The organism is Oerskovia sp. Root22 (genome assembly GCF_001429135.1).
In the GTDB taxonomy this organism is placed as follows: domain Bacteria; phylum Actinomycetota; class Actinomycetes; order Actinomycetales; family Cellulomonadaceae; genus Oerskovia; species Oerskovia enterophila.
Map to the genome: position 1 here is coordinate 103,712 of NZ_LMIL01000013.1, position 23,563 is coordinate 127,274.

The 23,563-nt window shown below is 73.5% G+C and carries 22 protein-coding genes; 9 read left to right on the forward strand and 13 right to left on the reverse strand.

Translation table 11 applies throughout. The features are described 5' to 3' along the window. Nucleotides 1–27: 27 nt before the first annotated feature. Both ASE15_RS19290 and ASE15_RS19295 read right to left on the reverse strand, forming a co-directional pair. Nucleotides 28–576: an isoprenylcysteine carboxyl methyltransferase family protein gene (locus ASE15_RS19290; protein WP_056765237.1), complete on the reverse strand. Its 549-nt coding sequence runs from the start codon at nucleotides 574–576 to the stop codon at nucleotides 28–30. Further along, a complete protein-coding gene (locus ASE15_RS19295; RefSeq protein ID WP_056765239.1) occupies nucleotides 576–1,757 on the reverse strand; it encodes a type III polyketide synthase in 1,182 nt (393 codons plus the stop codon). The genes ASE15_RS19290 and ASE15_RS19295 overlap by 1 nt, the downstream gene beginning before the upstream one ends. A gap of 64 nt (nucleotides 1,758–1,821) precedes the next feature. Here ASE15_RS19295 and ASE15_RS19300 point away from each other — a divergent pair, with 64 nt between their 5' ends. Next, nucleotides 1,822–2,676, forward strand: a complete 855-nt coding sequence (locus ASE15_RS19300) for a UbiA family prenyltransferase (RefSeq protein ID WP_200960585.1) — start codon at nucleotides 1,822–1,824, stop codon at nucleotides 2,674–2,676. A gap of 43 nt (nucleotides 2,677–2,719) precedes the next feature. On the opposite strand, the gene ASE15_RS19305 is transcribed toward ASE15_RS19300, so the two are convergent. The 3 genes from ASE15_RS19305 to ASE15_RS19315 are packed head-to-tail and all read right to left on the reverse strand — an operon-like array spanning nucleotide 2,720 to nucleotide 5,552. After that, the gene (locus ASE15_RS19305; protein ID WP_056765241.1) at nucleotides 2,720–3,553 is read right to left on the reverse strand and encodes an ABC transporter permease; all 834 of its coding nucleotides are present in this window, start codon (nucleotides 3,551–3,553) and stop codon (nucleotides 2,720–2,722) included. Next, nucleotides 3,550–4,527, reverse strand: coding sequence for an ATP-binding cassette domain-containing protein (locus ASE15_RS19310; RefSeq protein WP_056765244.1), 978 nt, complete (start codon nucleotides 4,525–4,527; stop codon nucleotides 3,550–3,552). The genes ASE15_RS19305 and ASE15_RS19310 overlap by 4 nt, the downstream gene beginning before the upstream one ends. Beyond that, nucleotides 4,524–5,552 (reverse strand): alpha/beta hydrolase, encoded by a 1,029-nt coding sequence (locus tag ASE15_RS19315; RefSeq protein ID WP_200960586.1) that lies wholly within the window; start codon nucleotides 5,550–5,552, stop codon nucleotides 4,524–4,526. Before ASE15_RS19315 ends, ASE15_RS19310 begins: the two co-directional genes overlap by 4 nt. A 255-nt stretch (nucleotides 5,553–5,807) precedes the next feature. On the opposite strand from ASE15_RS19315, the gene ASE15_RS19320 reads away from it, so the two are divergent. The 4 genes from ASE15_RS19320 to ASE15_RS19335 all read left to right on the forward strand — a co-directional run bounded on the left by ASE15_RS19320 (nucleotide 5,808) and on the right by ASE15_RS19335 (nucleotide 11,132). Beyond that, a complete protein-coding gene (locus ASE15_RS19320) occupies nucleotides 5,808–6,986 on the forward strand; it encodes a sensor histidine kinase (protein WP_157277290.1) in 1,179 nt (392 codons plus the stop codon). After that, on the forward strand, nucleotides 6,983–7,657 hold the full coding sequence (locus ASE15_RS19325; RefSeq protein ID WP_056765251.1) for a response regulator transcription factor: 675 nt from the start codon (nucleotides 6,983–6,985) through the stop codon (nucleotides 7,655–7,657). Before ASE15_RS19320 ends, ASE15_RS19325 begins: the two co-directional genes overlap by 4 nt. 140 nt (nucleotides 7,658–7,797) lie before the next feature. Next, the gene (locus ASE15_RS19330) at nucleotides 7,798–8,634 is read left to right on the forward strand and encodes an ABC transporter ATP-binding protein (protein WP_056765254.1); all 837 of its coding nucleotides are present in this window, start codon (nucleotides 7,798–7,800) and stop codon (nucleotides 8,632–8,634) included. Next, on the forward strand, nucleotides 8,634–11,132 hold the full coding sequence (locus tag ASE15_RS19335; RefSeq protein WP_056765257.1) for an ABC transporter permease: 2,499 nt from the start codon (nucleotides 8,634–8,636) through the stop codon (nucleotides 11,130–11,132). Before ASE15_RS19330 ends, ASE15_RS19335 begins: the two co-directional genes overlap by 1 nt. A gap of 57 nt (nucleotides 11,133–11,189) precedes the next feature. Here the strand turns inward: ASE15_RS19335 and ASE15_RS19340 are convergent, their stop codons facing one another. Continuing rightward, complete coding sequence (locus ASE15_RS19340; protein WP_056765260.1) at nucleotides 11,190–12,116, reverse strand: oxidoreductase; 927 nt, start codon at nucleotides 12,114–12,116, stop codon at nucleotides 11,190–11,192. 63 nt (nucleotides 12,117–12,179) lie between these two features. Here ASE15_RS19340 and ASE15_RS19345 point away from each other — a divergent pair, with 63 nt between their 5' ends. Beyond that, entirely contained in the window at nucleotides 12,180–12,782 is a 603-nt protein-coding gene (locus tag ASE15_RS19345; RefSeq protein WP_082618615.1) for a TetR/AcrR family transcriptional regulator, read from the forward strand. Nucleotides 12,783–12,895: 113 nt separating this feature from the next. Here ASE15_RS19345 and ASE15_RS19350 read toward each other — a convergent pair whose 3' ends face one another. The 5 genes from ASE15_RS19350 to ASE15_RS19370 all read right to left on the reverse strand — a co-directional run bounded on the left by ASE15_RS19350 (nucleotide 12,896) and on the right by ASE15_RS19370 (nucleotide 17,187). Then, the gene (locus ASE15_RS19350; RefSeq protein ID WP_056765267.1) at nucleotides 12,896–13,867 is read right to left on the reverse strand and encodes an FUSC family protein; all 972 of its coding nucleotides are present in this window, start codon (nucleotides 13,865–13,867) and stop codon (nucleotides 12,896–12,898) included. A gap of 99 nt (nucleotides 13,868–13,966) precedes the next feature. Beyond that, on the reverse strand, nucleotides 13,967–14,938 hold the full coding sequence (locus tag ASE15_RS19355) for an FUSC family protein (protein ID WP_056765269.1): 972 nt from the start codon (nucleotides 14,936–14,938) through the stop codon (nucleotides 13,967–13,969). Beyond that, a complete protein-coding gene (locus ASE15_RS19360; RefSeq protein WP_056765272.1) occupies nucleotides 14,935–15,375 on the reverse strand; it encodes a VOC family protein in 441 nt (146 codons plus the stop codon). The genes ASE15_RS19355 and ASE15_RS19360 overlap by 4 nt, the downstream gene beginning before the upstream one ends. A gap of 81 nt (nucleotides 15,376–15,456) precedes the next feature. Then, nucleotides 15,457–16,533 carry an RDD family protein gene (locus tag ASE15_RS19365; protein WP_056765275.1) on the reverse strand — a complete coding sequence of 359 codons (1,077 nt, stop codon included), beginning with the start codon at nucleotides 16,531–16,533 and terminating at the stop codon, nucleotides 15,457–15,459. A 159-nt stretch (nucleotides 16,534–16,692) separates the two neighbouring features. Beyond that, the gene (locus ASE15_RS19370) at nucleotides 16,693–17,187 is read right to left on the reverse strand and encodes a MarR family winged helix-turn-helix transcriptional regulator (protein ID WP_056765277.1); all 495 of its coding nucleotides are present in this window, start codon (nucleotides 17,185–17,187) and stop codon (nucleotides 16,693–16,695) included. Between the two features lie 160 nt (nucleotides 17,188–17,347). On the opposite strand from ASE15_RS19370, the gene ASE15_RS19375 reads away from it, so the two are divergent. Both ASE15_RS19375 and ASE15_RS19380 read left to right on the forward strand, forming a co-directional pair. Then, a complete protein-coding gene (locus ASE15_RS19375; protein WP_056765280.1) occupies nucleotides 17,348–18,628 on the forward strand; it encodes an MFS transporter in 1,281 nt (426 codons plus the stop codon). Nucleotides 18,629–18,661: 33 nt separating this feature from the next. Beyond that, nucleotides 18,662–19,501 carry an aldo/keto reductase gene (locus tag ASE15_RS19380; protein ID WP_056765284.1) on the forward strand — a complete coding sequence of 280 codons (840 nt, stop codon included), beginning with the start codon at nucleotides 18,662–18,664 and terminating at the stop codon, nucleotides 19,499–19,501. A gap of 106 nt (nucleotides 19,502–19,607) precedes the next feature. Here ASE15_RS19380 and ASE15_RS19385 read toward each other — a convergent pair whose 3' ends face one another. After that, a complete protein-coding gene (locus ASE15_RS19385) occupies nucleotides 19,608–20,975 on the reverse strand; it encodes an MFS transporter (protein WP_082618616.1) in 1,368 nt (455 codons plus the stop codon). A 66-nt stretch (nucleotides 20,976–21,041) separates the two neighbouring features. On the opposite strand from ASE15_RS19385, the gene ASE15_RS19390 reads away from it, so the two are divergent. Beyond that, complete coding sequence (locus ASE15_RS19390) at nucleotides 21,042–21,449, forward strand: MerR family transcriptional regulator (protein WP_056765287.1); 408 nt, start codon at nucleotides 21,042–21,044, stop codon at nucleotides 21,447–21,449. Nucleotides 21,450–21,498: 49 nt separating this feature from the next. Here the strand turns inward: ASE15_RS19390 and ASE15_RS19395 are convergent, their stop codons facing one another. Then, on the reverse strand, nucleotides 21,499–23,550 hold the full coding sequence (locus tag ASE15_RS19395) for a hypothetical protein (RefSeq protein ID WP_157277291.1): 2,052 nt from the start codon (nucleotides 23,548–23,550) through the stop codon (nucleotides 21,499–21,501). Between the last annotated feature and the right edge of the window lie 13 nt (nucleotides 23,551–23,563).

Consider the following 23,563-nt stretch of genomic DNA (forward strand, 5'->3'; position numbering starts at 1 on the left):
TGTGCCCGTCTCACGAGCTCGCCCGGCTCACGCGTGCGGCAGCGCGTCGAGCGCGCGCTCCTCGGCGGGCAGCCGGAACTGCAGCAGCAGCACGGCGTTGAGCAGCGTGAACACGAGCGCGGTGGTCCAGCACGAGTGGACGAGCGGGAGCGCGAAGCCCTCGACGACGACCGCGAGGTAGTTGGGGTGCCGGAACCAGCGCTGCCCGGGGTGCCGGGCGATCCAGCGGTACGGGCCCTTGTCGACCCACGGCAGCCCGGGGACCACGATCACGCGCGTGTTCCAGCGCGGCCCGAGCGACGCGATGCACCACCAGCGCAGCGCCTGGCTCGCGAGCACGAGCACGAACGCGGGCCACCCGACCCACGGGATGAACGGCCGGTCCGCGACGTTGACCTCGACCACGCACGCGACGAGCAGGCCCGTGTGCAGGGCGACCATCGCGGGGAAGTGGCCACGGCCCGTCTCGACGCCCCCGCGCGCGAACGACCACCTCGCGTTGCGGGCCGAGACGACGAGCTCGGCGAGGCGTTCGAGCGCGGTCGCCCCGAGCACGACGTAGAAGAAGGCGAGCATCAACCCTCCAGCGGTGACGCGGTGCGGCGCAGGAGCACGAGCTCGGCGGAGACCCCGGGGCCGAACGCCATGAGGACGCCGTGCTGCCCGGCGCCGTCGCCGGGCACGTCGTCGCGCTGGGCGTCGAGCGTCGCGGCGAGCACGTGCAGCACCGAGGAGGAGGACAGGTTCCCGACGGCGGCGAGCGACTCCCGGCTGTGCCTCAGGTCGGCCTCGTCGAGCCCCAGCGAGTCGCGCACGACGTCGAGGATGCGCGGCCCGCCCGCGTGCACGACCCAGGTCCCGACGTCCTCGGTCGTCAGGTCGTGCTCGACGAGCAGCGACTTCACGTCGCCCGCGAGGTGGGCCGCGATGACCTCGGGCAGGCCCGCGGACAGCACGATCCCGAACCCGCTGTCGCGGATCGTCCAGCCCAGGTGGTCGGCGGTCTCGGGGTAGAGGCGGCTGCGGGTGTCGACGACCTCGACGCCCTGGGGCATCGCACCTGCTCCCGTGGCACGCTCCGCCCGGGTGCCACGTGCCCCCGGATCTCGCGTGGCGCCGTCGGGCAGCGTGGGCGGGCGGCCTGCCGGGTGCGCGTCCCCGACCATGACCACGGCCGCCGCGCCGTCGCCGAACAGCCCCGTCGACACGAGGTTCGCCATGGAGTCGTCACCGTGCTGGAGCGTGAGCGAGCACAGCTCGACCGACACGAGCAGGGCCACGTCCTGCGGGTGCCCGGCGAGGTAGTCGTGCACGCGCGCGATCCCTGCCGCGCCCGCGACGCAGCCGAGCCCGAACGACGGCAGCCGCTTGACGTCGGTCCGCAGCCCCAGGCGCGTCACGAGCTGCGCGTCGATCGAGGGCGCCGCGATCCCGGTGACAGAGGTGAAGAGCAGGAAGTCGACCTCGCCGGGGTCGATGCCCGCGGCGTCGAGAGCGGTCCGGCACGCCTCCTCGGCGAGGTCCGTGCCGACGCGGATGAAGTGGTCGTTGGCCGCGCCGAACGACGTGAGCCCCGCGTACTCGTCGAGGGCCAGGGCCGTGTGGCGCGTCCGGACGCCGCTCGCGGCGTGGAGCCGGGCGAGCACGGCGCGCGTCGCGGGCGAGCGGGTCAGCAGGGGCCCGATCGTGTCCGTGATCTCGCTCTGAGGGTGCGCGGTGCCCGGCAGGGCCGGTCCGACCGCGAGCAACCGCGACATCCACGCATCGTGTCACGGGGACGCGCAGCCCGCGCGTTGCTAGCGTCGGGCGGGTGGAGACTTCGTGAGGACGCGAGCAGCGACGACGACGCTGCGGGGACTCGCGCTCGCGAGCCATGCGGGGCCCACGGTCCTGGTCACGGTGCTCGCGGGCTTCTTCGCCGTGGGCGTCGGGTCCGGCGCAGGCACGACGGCGCTCGTCACGGCCGCGGTCCTGTCCGGTCAGCTCTCGGTCGGCTGGTCCAACGACTGGCTCGACGCGCGACGCGACCGGGCGGTCGAGCGCGCCGACAAGCCCGTCGTCGCGGGGCTGGTCTCGGTGCGGCAGGTGCACGCGGCCGCGCTCCTCGCGGCAGCGGCCTGCGTGGTGCTGTCGCTCGCGACCGGGCTCGTCGCGGGGCTCGTGCACCTCGTGGCCGTCGCGAGCGCGTGGTCCTACAACGCGTGGCTCAAGTCGACCGTGTGGTCCTGGGCCCCCTATGCGGTCTCGTTCGGTCTCCTGCCGCTGTTCGTGGTGCTCGCCGCGCCCGGCGACCGGGTCGCGGCACCCTGGGCCATGGCCGCGACCGCGCTGCTGGGCGTCGGGGCGCACGTCGCGAACACCCTGCCGGACCTCGAGGACGACCGGGCGACCGGCGTCCGGGGGCTGCCGCACCGGCTCGGGCGGACGGGGGCCAGCGTGCTCGCGCCCGCCGTGCTCGTCGCGGCGGTCGGGGTCGTGGTGCTCGGGCCGCCCGGACCGCCGACCACGGTCGCGTGGGTGGGCGGAGCGGTCTCGGTCGTGCTCGCGGTGTCCGCGGGCGTGGTCGCCGTGCGACGGACCACGAGCCGGCTGCCGTTCGCGCTCAGCATGGCCGTCGCGGCCGTGTGCGCGGTCCTGCTGGTCCTCGCGGGACCGGACGTCGCGCTGGCGGGGTGAGCGGCGCCGTCGGGCGACCCGCGTCCCGCGCTGCCGGCCCCGGTCAGCGGTCCAGACGGCGCAAGCGACGCAGGGCGAGCACCATGCACACCGCCGTGATCCCCAGCGGCCAGGCCACGGCCAGGAGCGTGGCGTGCTCGGCGGGCCATGTCATCGCGGGGCTGGAGGGCGCGCCGAACAGCCCTCGCGTGGCGGTCACCGTGGCCGACAGCGGGTTCCACCCGGCGGGCACGGCCAGCCATCCCGGCATGAGCGAGGTGGGTACGACGGTGTCCGCCACCATGGCCAGGGGAAACACGAGCGAGAAGTACTTCATCGCCGCTTCGGGGCCGCTGACCAGAAGCCCCAGCAGGATGCCGGTCCACGAGAACGCCATGCGCAGAAGGAGCAGGAGGCCGAGCGCGGCGAAGCCGGTGGCGGCATGCCATCGCCAGCCGAGCGTCGATCCCAGAGCCATGAGGATCGTCAGCTCGACGACCGCGGTCAGGACGTCTGCGAGCGCCCGCCCGGCGAGGACCGCCGTGGGGGACATGGGCAGCGTCCGCATCCGGTCCAGCACACCGTCCCGCGCGTCGGCGGCCATCGCGACGGTGGTGCTGCCGATGCCGAACGCCATGGTGAGCGCGAAGAGCCCTGGCAGGAGGAACGCGCGGTACTCGGCCCCGGGCACGGCCATCGCGGTCCCTAGCGCGTCACCGAAGACGAACCCGAACATGCCCACGGCCATCACCGGGATCAGGAGCGTGCCGAGCAGCTCGTCCGGGCGCCGGACGAGGCGCAGGAGGTGTCGACGAGCCACCACCCATGTGTCGGAGAGCAGCCAGAACGGGCTCGCGAGGACGGCGGGAGGGACGGCAGCGCCGGAGGGGGCGCTCATCGTCCTGCTCCTTCGCGCGCGGGTCCCTCGGTCAGGTGGAGGAACACCTGGTCGAGGTCGGGGCGGAGCAGCGAGACGTCCTCGACCTGCAGCCCGGCCCGGTCGAGGACCGGCGCGAGCCGGGCGAAGACCTCGCCCCCGCCGCGCACGGGGAACGAGACCTTGCGCGTGGCCGGGTCGATCTCGGGGGGCTCGCCGAACGTCCCGGAGATCGTCGCGGCACTGGCGTGCAGGTCACGTCCGACCGGGATCACGACCTCGACCCGGGCGCCGCCGAGCCGGGCCTTGAGGTCCGAGGGCGAACCCTCCGCCACGACCCTGCCGCGGTCGACGAGCGAGATCCGCGTGCACAGCCGATCGGCCTCCTCGAGGTACTGGGTGGTGAGCACCACCGTGGTGCCGGACGACGCCAGCTCGCGGACCGCGGACCAGACCTCGCTCCGGCTCCGTGGGTCCAGACCGGTGGTCGGCTCGTCGAGGAAGAGCACGAGGGGACTGCGGATCAGGCTGACCGCCAGGTCGAGGCGCCGACGCATACCGCCGGAGTACTGGCGGGCAGGACGGTCGGCCGACGCCTCGAGGTCGAACCGCTCCAGCAGCTCCTCGGCGCGTCGCCTGGCCGGCCGGGCACCCATCCGGTGCAGTCGAGCGAACATCTCCAGGTTCTGCCGTCCGCTCAGGACCCCGTCCACGGCCGCATGCTGCCCGGCCACCCCGATGCGCGCGCGGACCCCGGACGGATCGGTGGACACGTCGTGGCCGGCGACACGGGCACGGCCGGCGTCGAGCCGCTGGAGCGTCGCGAGGATCCGCACGGTCGTGGTCTTGCCTGCCCCGTTCGGGCCGAGGAGCCCGTGGATCGATCCTGCAGCGACGGAGAGGTCGAGGCCGTCCAGTGCTGCTCCCCGGCCCGGGTAGGACTTCCGGAGGCCTTCGACGAGGACGGCCGGCTCGCGGCCGTCGGCCGCGGTCATGCGTGCTCCGCGGACAGGGAGACGGGTCGCTCCGCTCGGACCGCGCCGAAGTGCCTCGAGGTGACGCCGCTGACGTGTCCGAGCGCGATGCGGGCGATGTTGAGCAGCGACTCGCTGTCCTCCAGGAAGTAGCCGGAGTGGCCCGTGACGTCTCCGGTCGCGAACCGCGTCGCCCCCAGCGCGGGGTGCAGCGGCGGGCGCCCCAGCCCGAGAGGGCCGAGCCTGGCGTGCGGGAAGTGCCGGATCCAGTCGGTCTCGGCCTGGGCGGCCCACAGGCGCACGCCCGTCCCGAGCTCGTCCCGGTGCCACACCCCCATGCCCGGGCTGCCGAGCGCCACACAGTCGTCCACCCGGGCCGTGGCCAGGGCGAGGCCGCAGACCGTGCTGCCATAGCTGTGACCGACGAGGGTGAGGTGGGCGGCCCGAGGAAGATGGTGGGTGAGTCGCGCGAGCTCGGGGGCGCCCTCCTGGGCAGGGACGTTGGACACCGCCGCGGCCAGGTCCGACGGCGTGTGATAACCCACCCACACCACGACGGCCACGCGAGCGTCCGGGTCGAGGGCCCGCATGGTGCGGAGCAGGAGCTCGCCCCGTGCCCGGGGGCTGTCCGGCCCGTCGTCGGTGAGGTAGTTCCCGAGGTGGTGGCCGTTTCCCGGCACGATGACCGCGATGTGGTCGGCCGTGGCGACATCACCCAGGGCCTCGACGATACGAGCCCCTCCAGGGGGGTCGCACGCCAGGATCGTGCGATCGCCGAACTCCTGGAGCCCGTATCGCAGCATGCCGGTGCTGGGTGGCGTGCCCGGTGCCGCGTCGACCGTCAGGACGCCTCCTGCCGAGCGCGGGCCGCTCAGGTGGTGGTGGGCGGCTGCACCGTGCGACGCAGGGTGGTGCCGTCGTGCGCGTCGTGCGCGTCGTGGCAGAGGGGGCAGGGAGCGCTGCGGGGACCGGTCGAGGTTCTGCCCGACGTCGCTGCGCGCGTCCGCCGGGTGCTGCGGCGTCGGGACGAGTGTCTTCGCTGTCATGCAGGCGAAGGTAGGAAGCGGCTCTCACCGGCCGCGTCCCGCCCCGGAGCCATTCCTCCCGTACCCGGGTACGGCTGCGAGCCGGACGCCGTGCGCCGGGGCGGTGTCACTCTCCGGTACGGGGGTGGGTGGCCCTCGAGCGGGACGCGGTGGCACCGCCGAACCGTCTACCGTCGACCGTATGCTGCTGTCCCTCGACCCCGTGTCGCTCGACCCCGTCCGGACCCTCGTCGACAGGCCGTCACGGTGCGCGTCGTGACCCGGGCCAACGATGCTGCCCGTGCGGCGCTGCCCGCTCCGTTGCGGGGCCTGGGCATGTGGGCCTGGGTGATCGCGGGGGTCTTCCTGCTCACGTTGTTCGTGCTCGGCCTCGCGCTCGGGTCCATGGTCCACGGCATGCCGTTGGGCGCAGCGCTCATCGCGACGCTGCTGCTGACAGGATCGATCGTCGTCGCTCTCGAGCGGCCCGTGACCGGCGCCGTGCTGCACGTGGCGGGCGTTTTCACGACGGCGCTGTTCTCGACCGGAGAACCCTGGCCGGCACCCGTGGTCACGATCCTCGCCCTCGTCGCCATGCTGCTCGTGCTCGCCACCGTGACCCGCTGGTGGGTGAGCGTCGGCACCTGGGCGGTCGCGTGCCTCGGCCTGGTCGTCATCGCCGGGACGACGCGACCCGCCGACGACGCGGTCGGCAACCTGATCGTCACGGCGAGCGTGACGCTCGCCACCTTGTCGATCGGGCTGCTCCTGATGGCCTGGTCGCGTGCGAGCACCGACCTGGACGAAGCGCGCTTCGAGGCGCAGCAGGAGCACGCGGCACGCGCGTGGGCCGAGGAGCGCGCCCGTGTCGCGCGGGAGATGCACGACGTGGTCGCGCACTCGATGTCGATCGTGCACATGCGCGCGACGTCGGCGAAGTACCGCGTCCCGGCCCTCTCCGACGCGGCGGTCGCCGAGTTCGACGGCATCGCCGTCCAGGCGCGCGAGGCGCTCGGAGAGATGCGGGGAGTCCTCGGGGTGCTTCGCGGCGACGACGTGGCACAGTTCGCACCGCAGCCCGGGATCGCGCAGCTCCTCGAGCTGGTCGACGGCGCGCGCGCCGCCGAGATCGACCTCTCGGCACGCATCGACACCATCGAGCCCAATCCGCCGGAGTCGGTACAGCTCGCGTTGTACCGCGTGGCGCAAGAGGCCGTCGCGAACATCGCCAGGCACGCCCCGAGCGCGACCGCGTGCCTCACCGTCGAGGCGGGCGAGCACGTCGTCCTCACGATCACGAGTCGTGGCGCCCCGTCCGCCGAAGCGCCGGATCGCGGAGGTTCAGGCATCCGCGGCATGATCGAGCGCATGACGGCGATCGGCGGCACCCTCACGGCAGGGCCCGTCCCGGGCGGCTTCGAGGTCGTCGCGACGGCACCGCGAGGGACCGCATGATCCGCGTGCTGGTCGTCGACGACCAGGAGATGTTCCGGGTCGGGCTGGTCGCGATCCTCCAGGCGCAGAGCGACATCACCGTGGCGGGCGAGGCCGAGGACGGGGCACAGGCCGTGGCACGTGCGCGCAGCCTCCGGCCGGACGTCATCCTCATGGACGTGCGCATGCCGAAGATGAGCGGCATCGACGCGACCGCAGCGATCCTGAGCGACAAGGTCTCGGCGCACCGGCCCCGGGTCGTCATGCTCACGACGTTCGACATCGACGACTACGTCTTCACCGCGCTGCGCGCCGGAGCCAGCGGGTTCCTGCTCAAGGACGCCACCCCCGACGACCTGGTCACTGCCGTGCGGACCGTGCACGCGGGTGATGCGCTCCTCGCGCCGCGCGTGACACGCATGCTCGTGGAGGAGCTGCTCGACCGGCCTGCGCCGACACCGACGCGCGACGCACTCGTCGGGCTCACCCAGCGCGAGCGCGACGTGTTCATGCTCATGGCCCGCGGCATGTCGAACAGCGAGATCGCTCGGCGCCTCTACATCGCCGAGCAGACGACCAAGACGCACGTGAGCCGCATCCTGGCCAAGCTCAGCCTGCCCGACCGTGTGCAGGCGGTCGTGCTCGGGTACGAGGCCGGCCTCGTGCGCCCGGGCGACCCGCTCCCCGAGTAGGCCACGCTCCGAGCGCCTCGTCGTCACCGCGCCCCCTACCGAGGTAGCGGCCCCACTGGCTCCCGCGTGTGACGCGCGGCGCGCAACCGTCCCCGCACCGTAGGTCGCACCGGAAAGACGGCGACGGGAAAGGACGGGACATGAGAGCTCGTAGCAGCAGGCAGCACATGGCGGGAGAGCGACAGGGGGCGACGGCGGGCACGCCAGGTCTCGCCGTGGAGCTTCGCGGGGTCCGGCGACAGTACGGACGCGGCGCGCGCACCGTCCACGCCCTCGCGGGTGTGGACGCCGCCCTCCCGCGAGGCACCTTCACCGCGATCATGGGCCCGTCGGGTTCGGGCAAGTCGACCTTCCTGCAGTCCGCCGCCGGGCTCGACAAGCCGACGGCAGGGTCGGTGTTCCTCGGCGGGACCGACATCACCGGCATGAGCGAGGGCGAGCTCACCGAGCTGCGGCGCGACCGCATCGGGTTCGTCTTCCAGTCGTTCAACCTGCTGCCGTCGCTGACGGTCGAGCAGAACGTCCTGCTGCCCATGCGCCTGGCGGGAAAGCGCAGGGACCGTCGCCGGGCGGCCGCGGTGCTGGCGCAGGTCGGCCTCGCCGACAAGGGGCGGCGTCGACCGGGCGAGCTCTCCGGCGGGCAGCAGCAGCGCGTGGCCATCGCGCGCGCCCTGGTCACCGCCCCTGACGTGATCTTCGCCGACGAACCGACCGGCGCCCTGGACACCCGCACGGCGGCCGACGTCCTCGGCCTGCTGAGGCACGCCGTGGACGCGCTCGGCGCCACGGTGGTCATGGTCACCCACGACCCGGCCGCGGCTGCTTGGGCCGACCGGGTGCTGTTCCTCGCCGACGGGTCCTTCGCCGGGGACCTGGAGCACGCGTCGGCCGAGCAGATCGCGACGCGGATGACAACCCTCACCGCGGTCGCGGCTGGTGCCGGTCGTCCCGGTGCGATGAACGATGTGGCGGCCTGATGCGCACCACCGGCCTGGCCCGGGCGGCCGTCCGTGCCAACCCCGCGTCCTTCGCAGGGACCTTCGTCGCACTGCTGATGTCCGCACTGATCGTCGCAGCGTGCGGGACGTTGCTCATGACGAGCTTGAGCGCCTCCGTCCCGCCCGATCGCTACGCGGACGCGCCCGTCGTCGTGGCGGTCGACCAGAACAGGTACGTCGTCACCGGCACCGGCGAGGATCGCGAGGCCGAACCGGTCCCGCTCCCGGACACGGCCCGGGTCGACACCGGGCTGGCGGCGCTCGCCGCGCAGGCGCCGGGCGTGGCCGGCGCCGTCGTGGACGTCACCTTCCCGGTGCGGACCGATGACACGGCGTTCACGGCGCACGGCTGGGGCTCGCACGCGTTCACCGGCGTCGCACTGACCTCCGGGGTCGCCCCGGAGCCCGGCGAGGTGGTGCTCGGCGCCGCCACGGCCGACGACGCCGACCTTGCTGCCGGCGACACCGTCGCGATGTGGACCGCGGCGGGCCGACGAGACTTCCGCGTCGCGGGCCTGGCAGAGGCCGCGCCCGCGGACAACGCACGTGCCGCAGGCAGCAGCGTCGGCACCGCCTGGTTCGCGGACGCCGAGGCGCCGGCGCTCGCAGGCCACCCCGGTACGGCGGACGCGATCGTCGTGCTGGCGGAGCCCGGTACCGATGCGGGCACGCTCGCCACCTCGGTGCGCGAGGCCCTGGCCGGCACCGACGCGCAGGTGCTCGTGGGCGACGACCGCGGTGCCGTCGAGGAGAGGGGGCTCGCCACAGCGAAGCAGACCCTCTTCGGCATCGGGGGCTCCTTCGGCGGTATCGCCGCCGTCGTCGCGGTCTTCACTGCGGGCGGCACCGTGGCGCTGTCGGTCTCACAACGTTCCCGCGAGTTCGCGCTGCTGCGCGCCGTCGGCGCGACGCCGCGGCAGATCCGCCGGGCGATCAGTGCCGAGGCCGTGCTCGTCGCACCGCTCGCGGGCCTCCTCGGCTGCCTGCCGGGCATCGGGCTCGCCCACTGGTGGTTCGGGCAGCTCCAGGACCGCGGCGCGATCCCTGACGGTGTCCGGCTGGAGATCTCCGTGCTTCCGCTCCTGGCCGCTGTCGCCGTCGCGCTCCTCACGGCGCTCGGTGCCAGCTGGATCGCCGGACGTCGCCCCGCGAGGACCAAGCCTGGACGAGCGCTGTCCGAGGCTTCGGTCGAACGGCTCCGCGCGGGCAAGGTCCGCACGGCTCTCGGCCTCGCCGCTCTCGCCGGTGGCGCGTCACTGACCGGCGTCGCCGTCGGCTCCACCGGCGACGACTCCGCGGGCGCGGCCCTCGGCGTCGTCATGCTCTTCATGCTCGCCGTCGGGTTGCTGGGTCCGCTCATCGCCCGGGCGGGCGCGAGCATCTTCGGGCTCCCGCTGGGAGGAGCCGGCGTCGCCGCGTCGCTCGCAGCGGCGAACTCGCGCGCCAACGCCCGGCGCCTCGCGTCGGCCATGACCCCGATCGTGCTCGCCATGGCCTTCGCCTCCACCCTCGTGTTCATGCACTCCAGCGAGGACCGTGCCGCCGTGGAGCAGCTGCGCGCAGGCATGGTCGCGGACCACGTGATCACCGACCCCAGCGGACTCCGGGGTGGCACCGTGGCCCGCGCCGCCTCGACCCCTGGCGTCGACAGCGTCGTGGGTGTCCTGAGCACCCAGGTGCTCGTTCCCGTCGGCTCCGGGGAGTTCTCGTCGCTGATGGGCGCGGTGACCCAGGGCATCACCGGCTCGGGTGCCGGGCTCGCACAGGTGCAGGACCTGGACGTCCTCCACGGTGATCTCGAGCTGCTCGGCCCGGACCGGATCGCCGTCGACCGGAGCCTGGCCGACGCGGCGGAGGTCGGCGTCGGCGACGAGCTGTCGCTGTTCCTGCCCGACGGTACAGAGGCGAGCCCGGAGATCGTCGCTGTCTACGGTCGCGGTCTGGGCCTCGGGACGGTGGTCATGGACCGGGGCGACCTCGACGGGCACGTCACCTCGGGGCTCGACAGCACCGTGCTCGTCAGCGGCGGGTCGGCGGAGGCGCTCGCCCCGCTGGGCGACGTCACGGACGCCGCCGGCTACGCCACCGCGCGGAACGGGGAGGCTGCGCTGGGTGCATGGATGAACGCCACCATGGCTGCGGTCCTTGGTGGGTTCGCTGCTCTCGCCGCTGTCAACACGCTGGTGATGACGGTCCTCGACCGCCGGCACGAGCTGGGCCTGCTGCGTCTCCTGGGGGCCACGCGGCTCCAGGTGCTGAGGATGCTCCGCTGGGAAGGTCTGCTGGTCGCGGCCGTCGGCGTGGTGCTCGGTTCTGCGATCGCCGCTGCCACGCTCGTCCCGATGACGCAGGGCACGACCGGAGCTGCGCCCTACGTGCCGCCGCTGGTCTACGGGGCCTTCGTGGCCGCTGCGGTCGGGCTGACCCTCGCCGCGGTCACGCTGCCGGCTCGCGCGATACTGAGCCGGCGGCCCTAGAGCCGACGACCACCGGGTGACGTGGCACGCCGGTGGTCGTCGGACGTCTCGTCGTGCTCAGACCTCCGAGCCGTCGTTCACCTGGTCCGCCGCTGAGCGGACGGTGAGGGGGAAGAGGGTCCCGGTGAGGTTCTCGGACACGGTCCAGAGCTGTCCGGCGGTGTCCAGGTCTTGCGCCCCGACGGAGGCCTTCGTCACCGCGGCGGGGCCGCGGACCCCCCCGAGGCGGCTCGGACCCACGAAGCTGCCGCCAGGGACGTCGCCGACGGCCGCCAGCAGGGTGGGGAGCGAGCCCCCGTCGGGACCGTGGGCGAGCAGTGGCGTGCCCATCGCGGCCAGGGCGTCGAGAATCTTGTGGCCGCTCGTGATCCGGAAACCGGTCGAGGCCCAGCCTGGATGGGCGGCGGTCGCGACGACCGGCGAGCCGACACCGACGAGACGCCGCTGCAGCTCGGCGGTGAACAGCAGGTTCGCCAGCTTGGACTGCCCATAGGCACCGAACGGCTTGTACACGCGCCGGGCCCACTGCAGGTCCTCGAAGTCGATGTGTGCGGAGCGGTGCGCGGTGGACGAGACGGTGACCACCCGACCCGTGATCCTGTCCAGCAGGAGATTGGTCAGGGCGAAGTGCCCGAGGTGGTTGACGCCGAGCTGGAGCTCGAAGCCGTCCGTGGTGTGCTGCAGCGAGTCGGCCATGGTGCCGGCGTTGTTGACGAGGACGTCCACCTCGCCGCCGAGGCCGGCGGCGAAGGCCTGGATCGAGGCCAGCGACGCGAGGTCCAGCTCGCGCACCTCGACCGCGCCGCCGATGGCCTCTGCGGTCGCGCGGCCCTTCTGGACGTCCCGGACGGCGAGGACGACCCGTGCGCCCTTGGCGGCCAGGGCTGTCGCGGCTGCGCGGCCGATTCCGCTGGTGGACCCGGTGATGACGATGGTGCGGCCGGTCTGGTCCGGCACCTGGGACGGGGATGCGAGTGTGAGCATGGGCGCCAATGTATCCAACGGAAACAATCTAGTCAACGGTTACATAGTTGCTAGACTGCGCGCATGCCTGCACCTCGCCCCTACCACCACGGCAACCTGCGTCGGGCCGTGCTCGATCAAGCGGGGTCGGTCGTGCGCGACAAGGGCGCCGCTGAGCTGTCCCTGCGCGAGGTGGCTGCCGCCGTCGGCGTGACGCACGCCGCGCCCCGCCGATACTTCGCGGGCCGGCAGGACCTCCTGGACGCACTTGCCGTCGAGGGCTTCGTCCGGCTCGGTGCCCGGTTGCGTGAGGCTGTCGAGGTGTCGCCCGACTACGACGACCAGATCCGCGCGGTCGCCCGTGCCTACCTCGCCTTCACGACCTCGGAGGCCAACCTGGTCGAGGTGATGTTCGCCCACAAGCACGGTGCGGACGGACACGCTGTGGCCGAGGGGGCCACGACGGCCTTCTCGCCGATGCTGCAGGTGTTTCGTCATGGCCAGGCCCAGGGCGTGCTCCCTGAGCACGACCCCGAACGGGTCGGGCTGGCCTTCCTTGCCACGCTCCAGGGGCTCGCCAGTCTCGTCAACTGTGGAGTCGTCCCGACCGGAGATCTCGATGACCTGGTCGGTGTTGCCGTTGCTGCAGCGCACGGGGCTGCCGTCCGCCCAGGGGTGACCGGCTAGGCATCGAGGCTGGGGCGCCTGGCGGCACCCGCATCACGAGGCGCTCGCGCTCACCCGCGTCGGCCCGGTACCGGACCCCGTCCCTCCCGGCCGGCCCGTCGTCGGCATGCCCGTCAGGTGGGGACGAGAGGGGCCGCGGCCAGGAGGCGCCGGCCCATCACGAGGATCGGGACCGTCGCCAACGAGGCAGCCACGATGAACGCCGAGTGCTCGACGTCCGCCGCGACCAGGACGTCCTCGCCGCCCGACGTCAGGAGCGCCACCGCGGGCGTCAGGAAGAGCGGCACGACCCAGAAGGGGCTCCGCAGCAGAGCACGCACCGCGCACCCCGTCAGGGCGAGTGCGACCACGACGAGCACCACGGGGAGCTCGTCGAGCGTGTGCGCGACGATCGCGGCGAGCACCGTGCCCGCCAGGACGTCGACCACGCGCGCGCCCGCGCGCAGGAGCGTCCCCGTGAAGTACGGCTGGATCATCACGAAGACCGTGAGCAGCAGCCACCACCGGTTCCTGGCGTCGGTCCAGTCGTCGACCGTGTAGGTGATGAGACCGGCCAGGATCCCCAGGGCCAGACCGAAGTATGCCGACGCCGGGCGAGGGACGGGGCGAGGGCCGAGCCCGCGCAGGTTCCGCGCCAGGACGCCGCCCACGAACGTCGTCCACAGGCCCCCGAACGCGACGAGGCCCGCCATGGCGGCGACCGCTGCGGGCGAGCCCACCGCACTCACCGTGCCCGACGGCAGGGCCACGAGCGGCGTCCCGAGCAGCGCGAACGCGGCCAGCGGGCCGACGAGGCTCCCGATCCCGTGCCACCCGACCGCCGCGGAGAGGCCCACCGCAGCACCCAGCACCAGCATGAAGAGGGCCGCGCCGAGCGGCAGGTCCCGCAGGGCCGTGGCCGCGAGCATGCTCGCGGGGGTGAGGAGGCTCGCAGTCAGGGCCGCGCGGCGGTCCACCAGCAGCCCCAGGCCGGCAGGGAGCATCCCGAGGTAGACGAGCGCGCCGTCCGGGCGCCACGGAGAGAGCAGCAGGCCGACCGCCGGAGCGACGAGCACCAGCGCCAGGGCGATCCGCCGAGCGGTCATAGGGTCACAGTAGGGCGGACGAGCCAGGACGGCGCGCCTTGGCCGGTGGCGGACGGGTGGTGACCCGGCGGTGCCCGGTGGGCCCGGTGACGCCGCCTGTCAGGTCGTGGCGCGCGACCGGGACGAGAGGATCCCGTGCCCCACCGCGAGGACAGCGACGGCGACCACGGCGGCCGCGGCCGTGAAGAGGGCGCGCTCGAGGTCTGCCGAGAGGAGCACGTCCTTGCCGCCCGAGGTCTGCAGGATCACCGCAGGGGTGAGGAAGAGCGTGAAGACCCAGTACGGGCGCTTGAGGTACGCCCACGCGGCCGCTCCCGTGAGCACGAGCGCCACGGCCGACAAGATACCCGGAGAACCGCTGAGGAAGTGGGCCACCAGGCCCGCGAGCACCGCGCCCGCGAGCGTGCCGCCGACCCGCGCGGCCGTGCGCGAGAGCGTGGCCGCGAAGTACGGCTGGACGATCACGAACAGCGTGAGCAGCAGCCACCACGAGTTCGGGGAGTCGATCCAGCCCATCGCGACGTAGGTCGCCACGCCCGTGAGGATCGCGAGCGCGACCGCGAAGTACGTCGCCGCGCGCCGGGGGACGGCCTTGGGACCCGGTAGGTGCATGCCGCGCGTGAGGACCCCGCCGATCAGCGCGGTCCACAGCCCGCCGAACGCGACCCAGCCGGCCATGGCCGCGAGGGCACCGAACGACGTCGAGGCGCCGACCGTGCCCGAGGGCAGGGCCACGAGCGGGCCGCCGATGAGGGCGAACGCCGTCTGCGGGCCCACGAACCCGCCGATCCCGTGCCAGCCCTTGACCGCGGAGAGGCCCACGCACGCCCCGAGGGCGGCCATGAAGAGGGCCCCGGCGAGGGGCCAGTCGCTCAGCCAGACGCCGATCGCCATGCAGACCGCCGTGAGCGGCCCGGCGACGAGCGCGGGGCCCCGGCCCACGAGCAGACCCACCCCCGCGGGCAGCATGCCGAGGTAGACGAGCGTGCCGTCGTGCTTCCACGGGGAGAGCATGAGCGCGACCATGGGGGCCACGAGCAGCAGCACGAGGCCGATCTTCTTGGGGCTCATCGCGCGGCCTCCTCGGTTGCCGGCGCCGGCGCTGCGGGTGCGGGCGTGGCGACCAGCGTCAGGCAGAACGGGTGCCCCACGGGGTCCGCGTAGACCCGGAACGGGTCGTCGGCGTGGCCCTCCTCGGCGGGGGTACCGGTCAGCGGCCGGGCCCCGGCCGCGACCGCGAGCTCGTGGCCCGCGTCCAGGTCCGGGACCGCGACGTCGAAGTGGACCCGCGCACCCGTCCGCCACGGGGCGACCGCGGCGTCCGACCGCTGGAAAGCCAGCCGCGGGCCGGGGCCGGGCGGCACGATCGCGAGCCACTCGTCGCCGTCCGGGTCCGACGTCTCGTGGCCCGGCACGTACTCCCAGCCGAGCAGGCGGCGGTAGAACTCCGCGAGGTCGCGGGGGACAGGGCAGTCGAGGGAGACCTCGAACAGGGCGAGGGGGCTCATGGCCCACACCCTAGGTCGGGCCGGTGGGTTCGGCTCGGCGAAACGGAGACAGGGCAGGGGCGGCCGGTGGATGCGCGGGGGTCAGAAGGGCGCGCGCCCGCCACAGCCCGGGATCGCGACGCCGTCGACGCGCATCTGCGCGCTCCAGCTCCACCCTGGGGCGATGCCCCGGAGGTCGTTCGCGGGGATCTCGATCGTCCCGGGACTCGTCGGATCCGCACCGAAGCCGGTGCCGTCGGTGTCGAGCGGCGTCGAGTACTCGAGCCGGCTGCCGTCCGGGCTCGTGAGGACGGCCTCGAGCGACACGTCGGCGTCGACGGGGAGGCTGCCGTCCCAGGCGATGGTGATCTCCGACCCTTCGTCCGTGGACGGCAGGGCGTGGGTGACTCCCCAGCGAGAGATGCTGCCCACTCCGGTCCAGGTGAAGATCGCCTCGCTGAGCTGCGGCACGCCGGGGCGCGTCGTCCGATCCCACGTGGTGCACATGGCCGACGACACGAAGTCTCCGCTCGTGGACGAGGTGGGGCCCACCGCGAACAGTGCTCCTGCGGTGCACAGGACGGCTGCGCCCGCGCTCACGACCTGTGCGCCAGGTCGCCCGGGTCGAACGAGGGGCGCGATCCACGGGTGCGGCTCGGGGGAGCGGGACTGCACGACGACCGTCGACAGGAGGCTGTCGGCGAACGTGCGGCGCTCCTTGTCCCAGAGCGGACGAAGGTAGCCGATGCAGAGGATCGCGTCGAGGAAGTGCGCGAGCCAGCGCAGGACCGTCGTCACCAGTCCGACCGGTCGTCCCGAGTCCCGGTTGACGACGACGATCCCCACCGCCCGCTTGCCGGGCGTCGCGCCGGTGTAGGCCTGGAGCACCGTCATCGCGATCACCGCGCCGAGCATCCACGCGCTCTCGGACCAGCGGAGGTCCCCGACCGCCAGGCCCAGGCTCCCGTCGTTGTCGAGACCGGGGAGCATGCTCGGCGCGAGGCCGGGGCCGACGGCGACGAACATGAGCCCGGCCAGGATCGCGTTGTCGAGCAGGAACGCCACGACCCGCCGCGACCACCTTGCGTGCTCGCCGAACGGCGGGATGTCCGCGGGGTCGAGCGTCGAGAGCTCGTCCACCTCGTGGTGCGCTGCCGGCGTCGTCGCGATGTCCCCCATGGGGACGAGGGTCCCAGATCGGCTGCGAGTTGTCAGGCAGCCCGACGTGCCGCCCAGGGGTCAGGCCACCTGGCGCAGCCCGACGTGCCGCCCAGGGGGCGGGCCACCGGGCGCGCCCCACGTTCCCCAAGGGGCGGGCCACCGGGCGCGCCCCCAGGGTCAGGCCGTCGCGCCCACGGGGGCTGCGCGCGCCGACGGCTCGACCGACGGCTCGGCCGGCAGCTCGTGCAGGGCCGCGACGAGGGGCGCGAGCTCCTCGACCTGGCAGGCCTCGTTGAGCGCGTCCTCGAGGGCCGCGTCGTGCGTGGGCCGGGCCTGGCGCAGGAGCTGCTCGCCCTGAGGGGTCAGCTCGGTGTAGATGCCGCGGCGGTCGTCCTGGCACAGGATGCGCGTGAGCAGGCCGCGGTCCTCGAGACGGTTGACCAGGCGGGTCGTGGCGCTGCTGCTCAGGGCCGCGGCGCGTGCGAGCTGCTGCATCCGCATGTGCCAGCCGTCCTGGCGCGAGAGAGCGTCGAGCACGGTGTACTCGACGACCGAGAGGCCGTGGTCGGCCTGGAGCGCTCGTTCGAGCGCGGTGTCGAGGATGCCGTGCAGCGCGGCGAGCGTGCGCCAGCCCTGCGAGCGGATCTCGACCGCGTCGTCCCCGATGCCCATGTGTGCCTCCTGTGCCTGTCGTGACGTCGCTCTCAACTATACCGCTTGTGTGAACTACCGGCGCGTGCAACTATTTAGGAGGCGCCTGCAACTACTGCAAGCGCCGGTTGTTGCACACACGCTCAAGCGCGGGTGCCCTGAATCAGACAAGGAGCAGCGCATGCCGCTGGGTCTTCTCGCCCTCGCCGTCGGGGGCTTCGGGATCGGGCTCACCGAGTTCGTCATCATGGGTCTCCTGCCGGAGATCGCCACCGAGTTCGGCGTGACCGAGGCCGTCGCCGGCTACCTCATCTCGGGCTACGCGCTCGCGGTGGCCGTCGGCGCGATCGGCCTCACCGCCGCCGTGATCCGCCTCGACCGCAAGACGGTCCTCGGCAGCCTCATGATCCTGTTCATCGCCGGGAACCTGGTCTCGGCCCTCGCCCCCACCTACGAGCTGCTGCTCGCCGGACGCATCCTCGCGGCGCTGTGCCACGGTGCGTTCTTCGGCATCGGCGCGGTCGTCGCGGCCGACATGGTCGCGCCCTCCAAGCGGGCCGGGGCCATCGCGATGATGTTCGCGGGCCTCACGGCCGCCAACGTCCTGGGCGTGCCGTTCGGCACGTTCCTGGGCCAGCAGTACGGGTGGCGCTCGACGTTCTGGGCCATCACGGCCATCGGCGTGGTCGCGCTCGTCGGGATCCTGCTGCTCGTGCCGTCCACGCGCCGGGCGTCCGGCGCGCACGGCGCCGCACCGGCTCGCGCCGCCTCGACGACCCCCGCTACGGGCGACCTTGCCCTCCCGGCCGGGGCTGCGCCGTCGGGCACCCCGTCCCTGCGGACCGAGCTCGCGGCCTTCCGCAACCCGCAGGTCTGGTGGTCCATCCTGGTCACCGTGCTCGGGTTCGGCGGCATGTTCGGCGCGTTCACCTACATCGCGTTCACGGTCACCGAGGTCGGCGGGTTCGCGACCACGAGCGTGCCGTGGCTGCTCGTGCTGTTCGGCGTGGGGCTGTTCGTCGGCAACTACCTGGGCGGCAAGGCCGCGGACCGCTTCCTGACCACGAGCCTGCTCGCGATCCTCGGCGCGCTGACCGTGATCCTCGCGGTCTTCGCGCTCACCGCGACGAGCCAGGTCATGACGGTGGTCTCGCTGGTCCTCATGGGGGCGTTCGGGTTCGCGACCGTGCCCGGCCTCCAGATGCGCATCATGGGCCACGCGCAGGCCGCCCCGACCATGGCCTCGGGCGCCAACATCGCGGCGTTCAACGTGGGCAACGCGCTGGGTGCGTGGATCGGCGGCCTGACCATCGCGGCCGGCCTCGGCTTCACCTCGCCCCTGTGGGTGGGCGCCGCGCTCACGCTGCTCGCGGTCGTGGCGCTCGGCGTCGCGACGCTCCAGGAGCGGCGGACCGCGGTGGCGCCCACCCCGGCCCCGCTCACCACCGTCCCCGCGGCCTGACCCGCCGTCGCACCACCACCCTCAGGAGAAACCATGACCAGCACCACCACCGTCCCCGCGGTCGCACTGCGCGGCGGGACGAGCATCCCGCAGCTCGGCTTCGGCGTCTTCCAGGTGCCCGACGGCGAGACCGCCCAGGCCGTCTCGCTCGCCCTGGACGCGGGCTACCGCAGCATCGACACCGCCGCGGTCTACGGCAACGAGGCGGGGGTCGGCGCGGGCATCGCCGCGTCGGGCCTGCCCCGTGACGAGGTCTTCGTGACGAGCAAGCTGTGGATCGACGCCCTGTCGCGCGATGCCGTGCGCCCCGCGTTCGAGCAGAGCCTTGAGCGCCTCGGGCTCGACCGCCTCGACCTGTACCTGATCCACTGGCCCGCACCGGGCCTGGGCCGGTACGTCGAGGCGTGGGAGGAGCTCGTCGCGCTGCGCGACGCGGGGCTCGTCCGGGAGATCGGCGTCTCGAACTTCCAGCCTGAGCATCTCGACGCGATCATCGCGGCCACGGGTGTGACGCCGGCCGTGAACCAGGTCGAGCTGCACCCGGCGTTCGCCCAGCGCGCCCTGCGCGAGCGCCACCGCGAGCTCGGGATCGTGACCGAGGCGTGGAGCCCGCTGGGTCAGGGCACGGTGCTGGGCGACCCGGTCCTCGGTGCGATCGCCGACGCGCACGGCGTGACGCCCGCGCAGGTCGTGCTCCGCTGGCACCTGCAGGCCGGGACCGTCGCGATCCCCAAGTCCGTGACCCCCGCGCGCATCGCGGCGAACCTCGACGTGCTGGGCTTCGAGCTGTCGGCCGAGCAGGTCGAGGCGATCGACGGCCTCGACCGGGCCGACGGCCGGATCGGACCGGACCCCGACGCGTTCAACGGCTGAGCCGCAGCTCCTGCGCTGCGGCACCTGCCGTGGCTGCCGCACCCGCACCCGTCGCCGCCGAGAAGTGAGCAGATGCTCCCGATCTCCCCGGATCAGGGGCATCTGCTCACTTCTCGACGCGCCGGTTCCCGCCCGATGCCGCTGGGAACGCGTGCCGCCGCGCCCCCAGCACGATCCCCACGACCGGCACCGCGAGCGCGAGCGTCGCCCACGGCAGCGCGCCGGACCCGCCCGCACCCAGCACCACGCCGCCCACGATCCCGCCGAGCGCGAGGGCCCCGTTCCACGAGGTGACGAACGCGGACTGTGCGACGTCGGCCGCGGGACCGGCGGCGCGCGCGAGCGCGGTCTGGAACAGGGTCCCGCTGCCGCCGAACGCGAAGCCCAGCGCGCCGACCGCGGCGTAGACCGCGACGGGGGATCCCGCCGCGACCGCGAGCGTCAGGCCCGCGAGCCCCAGGAGCGAGGCGGCGAGGACCGTCATGACGCGCAGGTGCGTGTCGATCAGGGCACCGATCACGACGAGGCTCGCGAACGACGTCGCGCCGAGCACCGCGAGCAGCACACCGGTCTGCGCACCGAGCCCGACGTCCTCGAGGAACACCGCGACGTACGTCGAGAACACGTTGTAGGCGAGGACGGTCAGGCCCGTCACGAGCACGACCGGCGCGACGCCGGGCAGCCGCAGCGCCTGCCCGATCGGCACCTGCGTCCCGCGCGGCTCGCCCGGGAAGTCCCGCACGCCCCAGCGCACCCACGCCGCCAGGACGAGGCTGAGGATCGTCATGGCGCCGAACGCCCAGCGCCACCCGACGGTCGCGCCCAGCGCTGTCCCGGCCGGGACGCCGAGAGCCAGCGCGAGCGGCGCGCCGCCCATCGCGATCGCGAGCGCCCGCCCCGCCTGCTCCGGCGCGGCGAGGCGCCGTGCGTACCCGGCGAGCAGGGCCCAGGTCAGGCCTGCGACGAGCCCGGCCGCGAAGCGCGCGCCGAGCGTGAGCGCGTAGCTCGACGAGACGGCCGTCACGGTGTTCGCGACCGCGAACCCTGCGATCGTCGTGAGCAGCAGGCGTCGCCTGGGCCAGCGGGCCGTGGCGCGGCTGAGGGGGATCGCGGCGACGATCGCCCCGATCGCGAAGACAGTGACGGTCTGCCCGGCGGCGCTCGCGGAGACCCCGAGGTCGGCGCTGAGCGCGGGCAGCACGCCCGCGGGCAGCACCTCGGTGAGGAGCGTGACGAACCCTGTCGCGGCCAGGGCGAGCAGGGGCAGCAGGGGGAAGCGCGTGCCCGACGACGGAGCGTCCGCGGGTGCGTCGGTCCGGTCGGGGAGCGTGGCCGTCCGGGGCGCAGGGGGCGCTGTGGACGTCGGGGGGCTCGCAGGCGCGGCGATCGCGGCGGGCGGGGTGGGCGGGGTGGGCGCTGTGGACGGCGGGGGAGCGCCGGTCGACGACTCGGTCGGAGTGGTGCACGTGGTCATGGGGTTAGCATGAATGTCTGACATGGGTGTGAAGGTCAAGCCCGACCCGCGAGAGGGGTGCATCACATGCGCATCGGCGAGCTGTCCCGCCGCACCGGCACGGCCACGCGCCTGCTGCGGTACTACGAGGAGCAGGGGCTCCTGACCCCGCAGCGCGAGGAGAACGGCTACCGCGAGTACGGCGAGCACCTCGTCGACCGCGTGCTCCAGATCCGGGGCCTGCTGGAGGTCGGTTTCCCGACGCGGATCATCGCCGAGCTGCTGCCGTGCCTCAACCAGCCGCGCGAGATCCACCTGCACAACGCCTATCCGGACAAGATCGCGCTGCTCGAGACCGAGCTGGCGCGGATGACCGAGCGCATCGACACCCTCACGAGGAACCGTGACGCGATCGCGGACTACCTCGAGGCCATCAGGGTCGACGCGGCGCCGGCCGACGTGGTGCGCGAGCCGGTCGCTCTCGCCGAGAAGTGAGCAGATGCCCCTGATCCGGGCGATCCAGGGGCGTCTACTCACTTCTCGCTCAGTTCTCGGCGGCCGGACCGTCCGGTGGCGCCGGGCGCGGTTCGGCGCTGGCCGGTTCGTCGGAGACGGTCACGAGGTGCGAGAAGAACGGGTCCCGTCGAGCGGCCGAGACGTAGTGTCCGGGCTGCTTGGTGAAGGCGCGGTCCAACCACGACTGCACACGCGCGACGGTGGCCGGTCTGGTCGGCGCGTCCGCGTTGCGCGGCACGACGGTGGCCGCGACGCAGGCGATGCCGTAGTCGACCCATCCCGGGAGGACCTCCGGGTAGGCGGTCTCCCAACTCGGGTCGACGGCAGCGAGCTGGTTCCGGACGTCGGTCAGGAACGCCGCCGGACCGGGATCGACGTGCCCTCGGCGCATGAGCTCAGAGTGCCGTTGGACGTTGTGCCCGGTCCGTCGGATGGCCGTCCACCGGGACCGTCGCGGGGTGGTCTCGCGCAGCTCGACCGCAGCCTTCCTGGTGGAGTCCAACGCTGCGCCCAGGTGCTGCCGGATCTCGTCGGTGTCGTCGACGACCGACCAGTTGAGGACGCTGATCGCCCGGTTGTAGCAGGCCCGCATGACTGTCGCACGGCATCGGACGACCTCCCTCCACCAGTGGTCGCGCGTGGTCGGACGGACGTGAGGCGTGCCGCCGAGGAGTTCCGCGAGCCGTGCGGACGCCGCGTGCTCCACGCCGTGGAGCGCCTCGAGCCGCGCCCGCCAGTCCTGCGGGGCGACGGCCGGATCCTCGCCCTCCCTCCGGAGGTCGAGGACCGCGAGGTTGAGCCGGGCAGCGAGCATCGCGGGATCTGCGGCGCGCGCCCGGAGCAGAGCCTGGCGGGCGGTCCCCTTGTCTCCGGCGGCGAGGAGCGCGGCCGAGTCGGCGAAATGGAGGACCGCGACCTCGGACCTCGTCCCGAGCACGGCGACCCGGTGGCGTCGCTCGGTGGTCTGGAACGCGATCCAGACGGCGGCCTGTGGCAGCAGGCCGAGATACGTCGCCCGGTCGACGGGCGCGGCGTCGTCCAGGGGGCGGAGCGTCCGGGTCTCGATGAGCCTGCCGGACCGCTTCCTGATCGAGACCGTCACGCCGACCTTCCCGCCCTCGTCGTGCAGGAGAGCCGAGACGTGACGCACGCGCAGGCGTCGGAACCACGTCCAGAACTCCACGACGGCCTTGAAGCCCGACGGCATCCCGTCGATGTCGGGGAGCGTGAGGTCGGTGTCCGGGCCTGTCGAGATCCGCATGGCGGGTGTCGACTCGGCGAGGTCGTCGAGCCGTCGCGGGAGCATCTCGGCCCATGCCTGGGCGACGTCGTCGGCCTTCCCCGCGGTCACGGCCTGGGTCGCGGGGTCGATCCGGTAGGGCGGGCGACGGACCCAGGTCCACAGCACCAGGTAGATCAGGGCGAGCCCCGCGACGCACCAGGCCCCGACCGTGAGCCACGTCCTGCCGTCCTCGTCCCACCAGTCCACGACGGTCTCCGGGGGGCTCGGGGCCAGCAGGTCCTGCAGTGCCTGGTCGAGGTCCTCCGGTTCCACCTTGCCCTCCTTGACCGCCGTGAGGAGCAGCTCGCGGGCCTCGGCGCGATGCCCCAGGTCGACGAGCCGGGCAGCGGCCACGGCGGTGCCGGCCGGCGGGGCCTCGGATCCCGGGTCCGAGGTCAGTCCGTCGAACGCAGCGGTCGAGCCGAGGTCGAGCGCGAGCGCCTGGGCGTAGGAGGTGTCGGCAGCGCCGCGGAGCTCCGCGGCCGCCTCGGTGTCGGTCGCGACGCGGCCCGCCTCGGCGTCCAGCCCCTGTGCCCGACGCAGGAGCACCGCAGCCTCGGCGACCGATTCCTCGGCCTCGGCCAGGACGGTGGCCTCGCAGGCAGCCCCACCCGCGGCCTCGACCTGGGCCGCGGCGACGAGCGCTGCGCTCGGACGATGGGAGGTCGCGAGCTCGATCACGTCCTGGCACGAGGGCGGCGGCGACTCGTCGACGGTGGCCTGGGCGCTCGCGGCGAGCGGGAGCACGGCGCCGAGGGCAAGGGCAGAGAGGAGCGGGAGAGCTGATCGAGCACGCATGTCGGCCACCTCG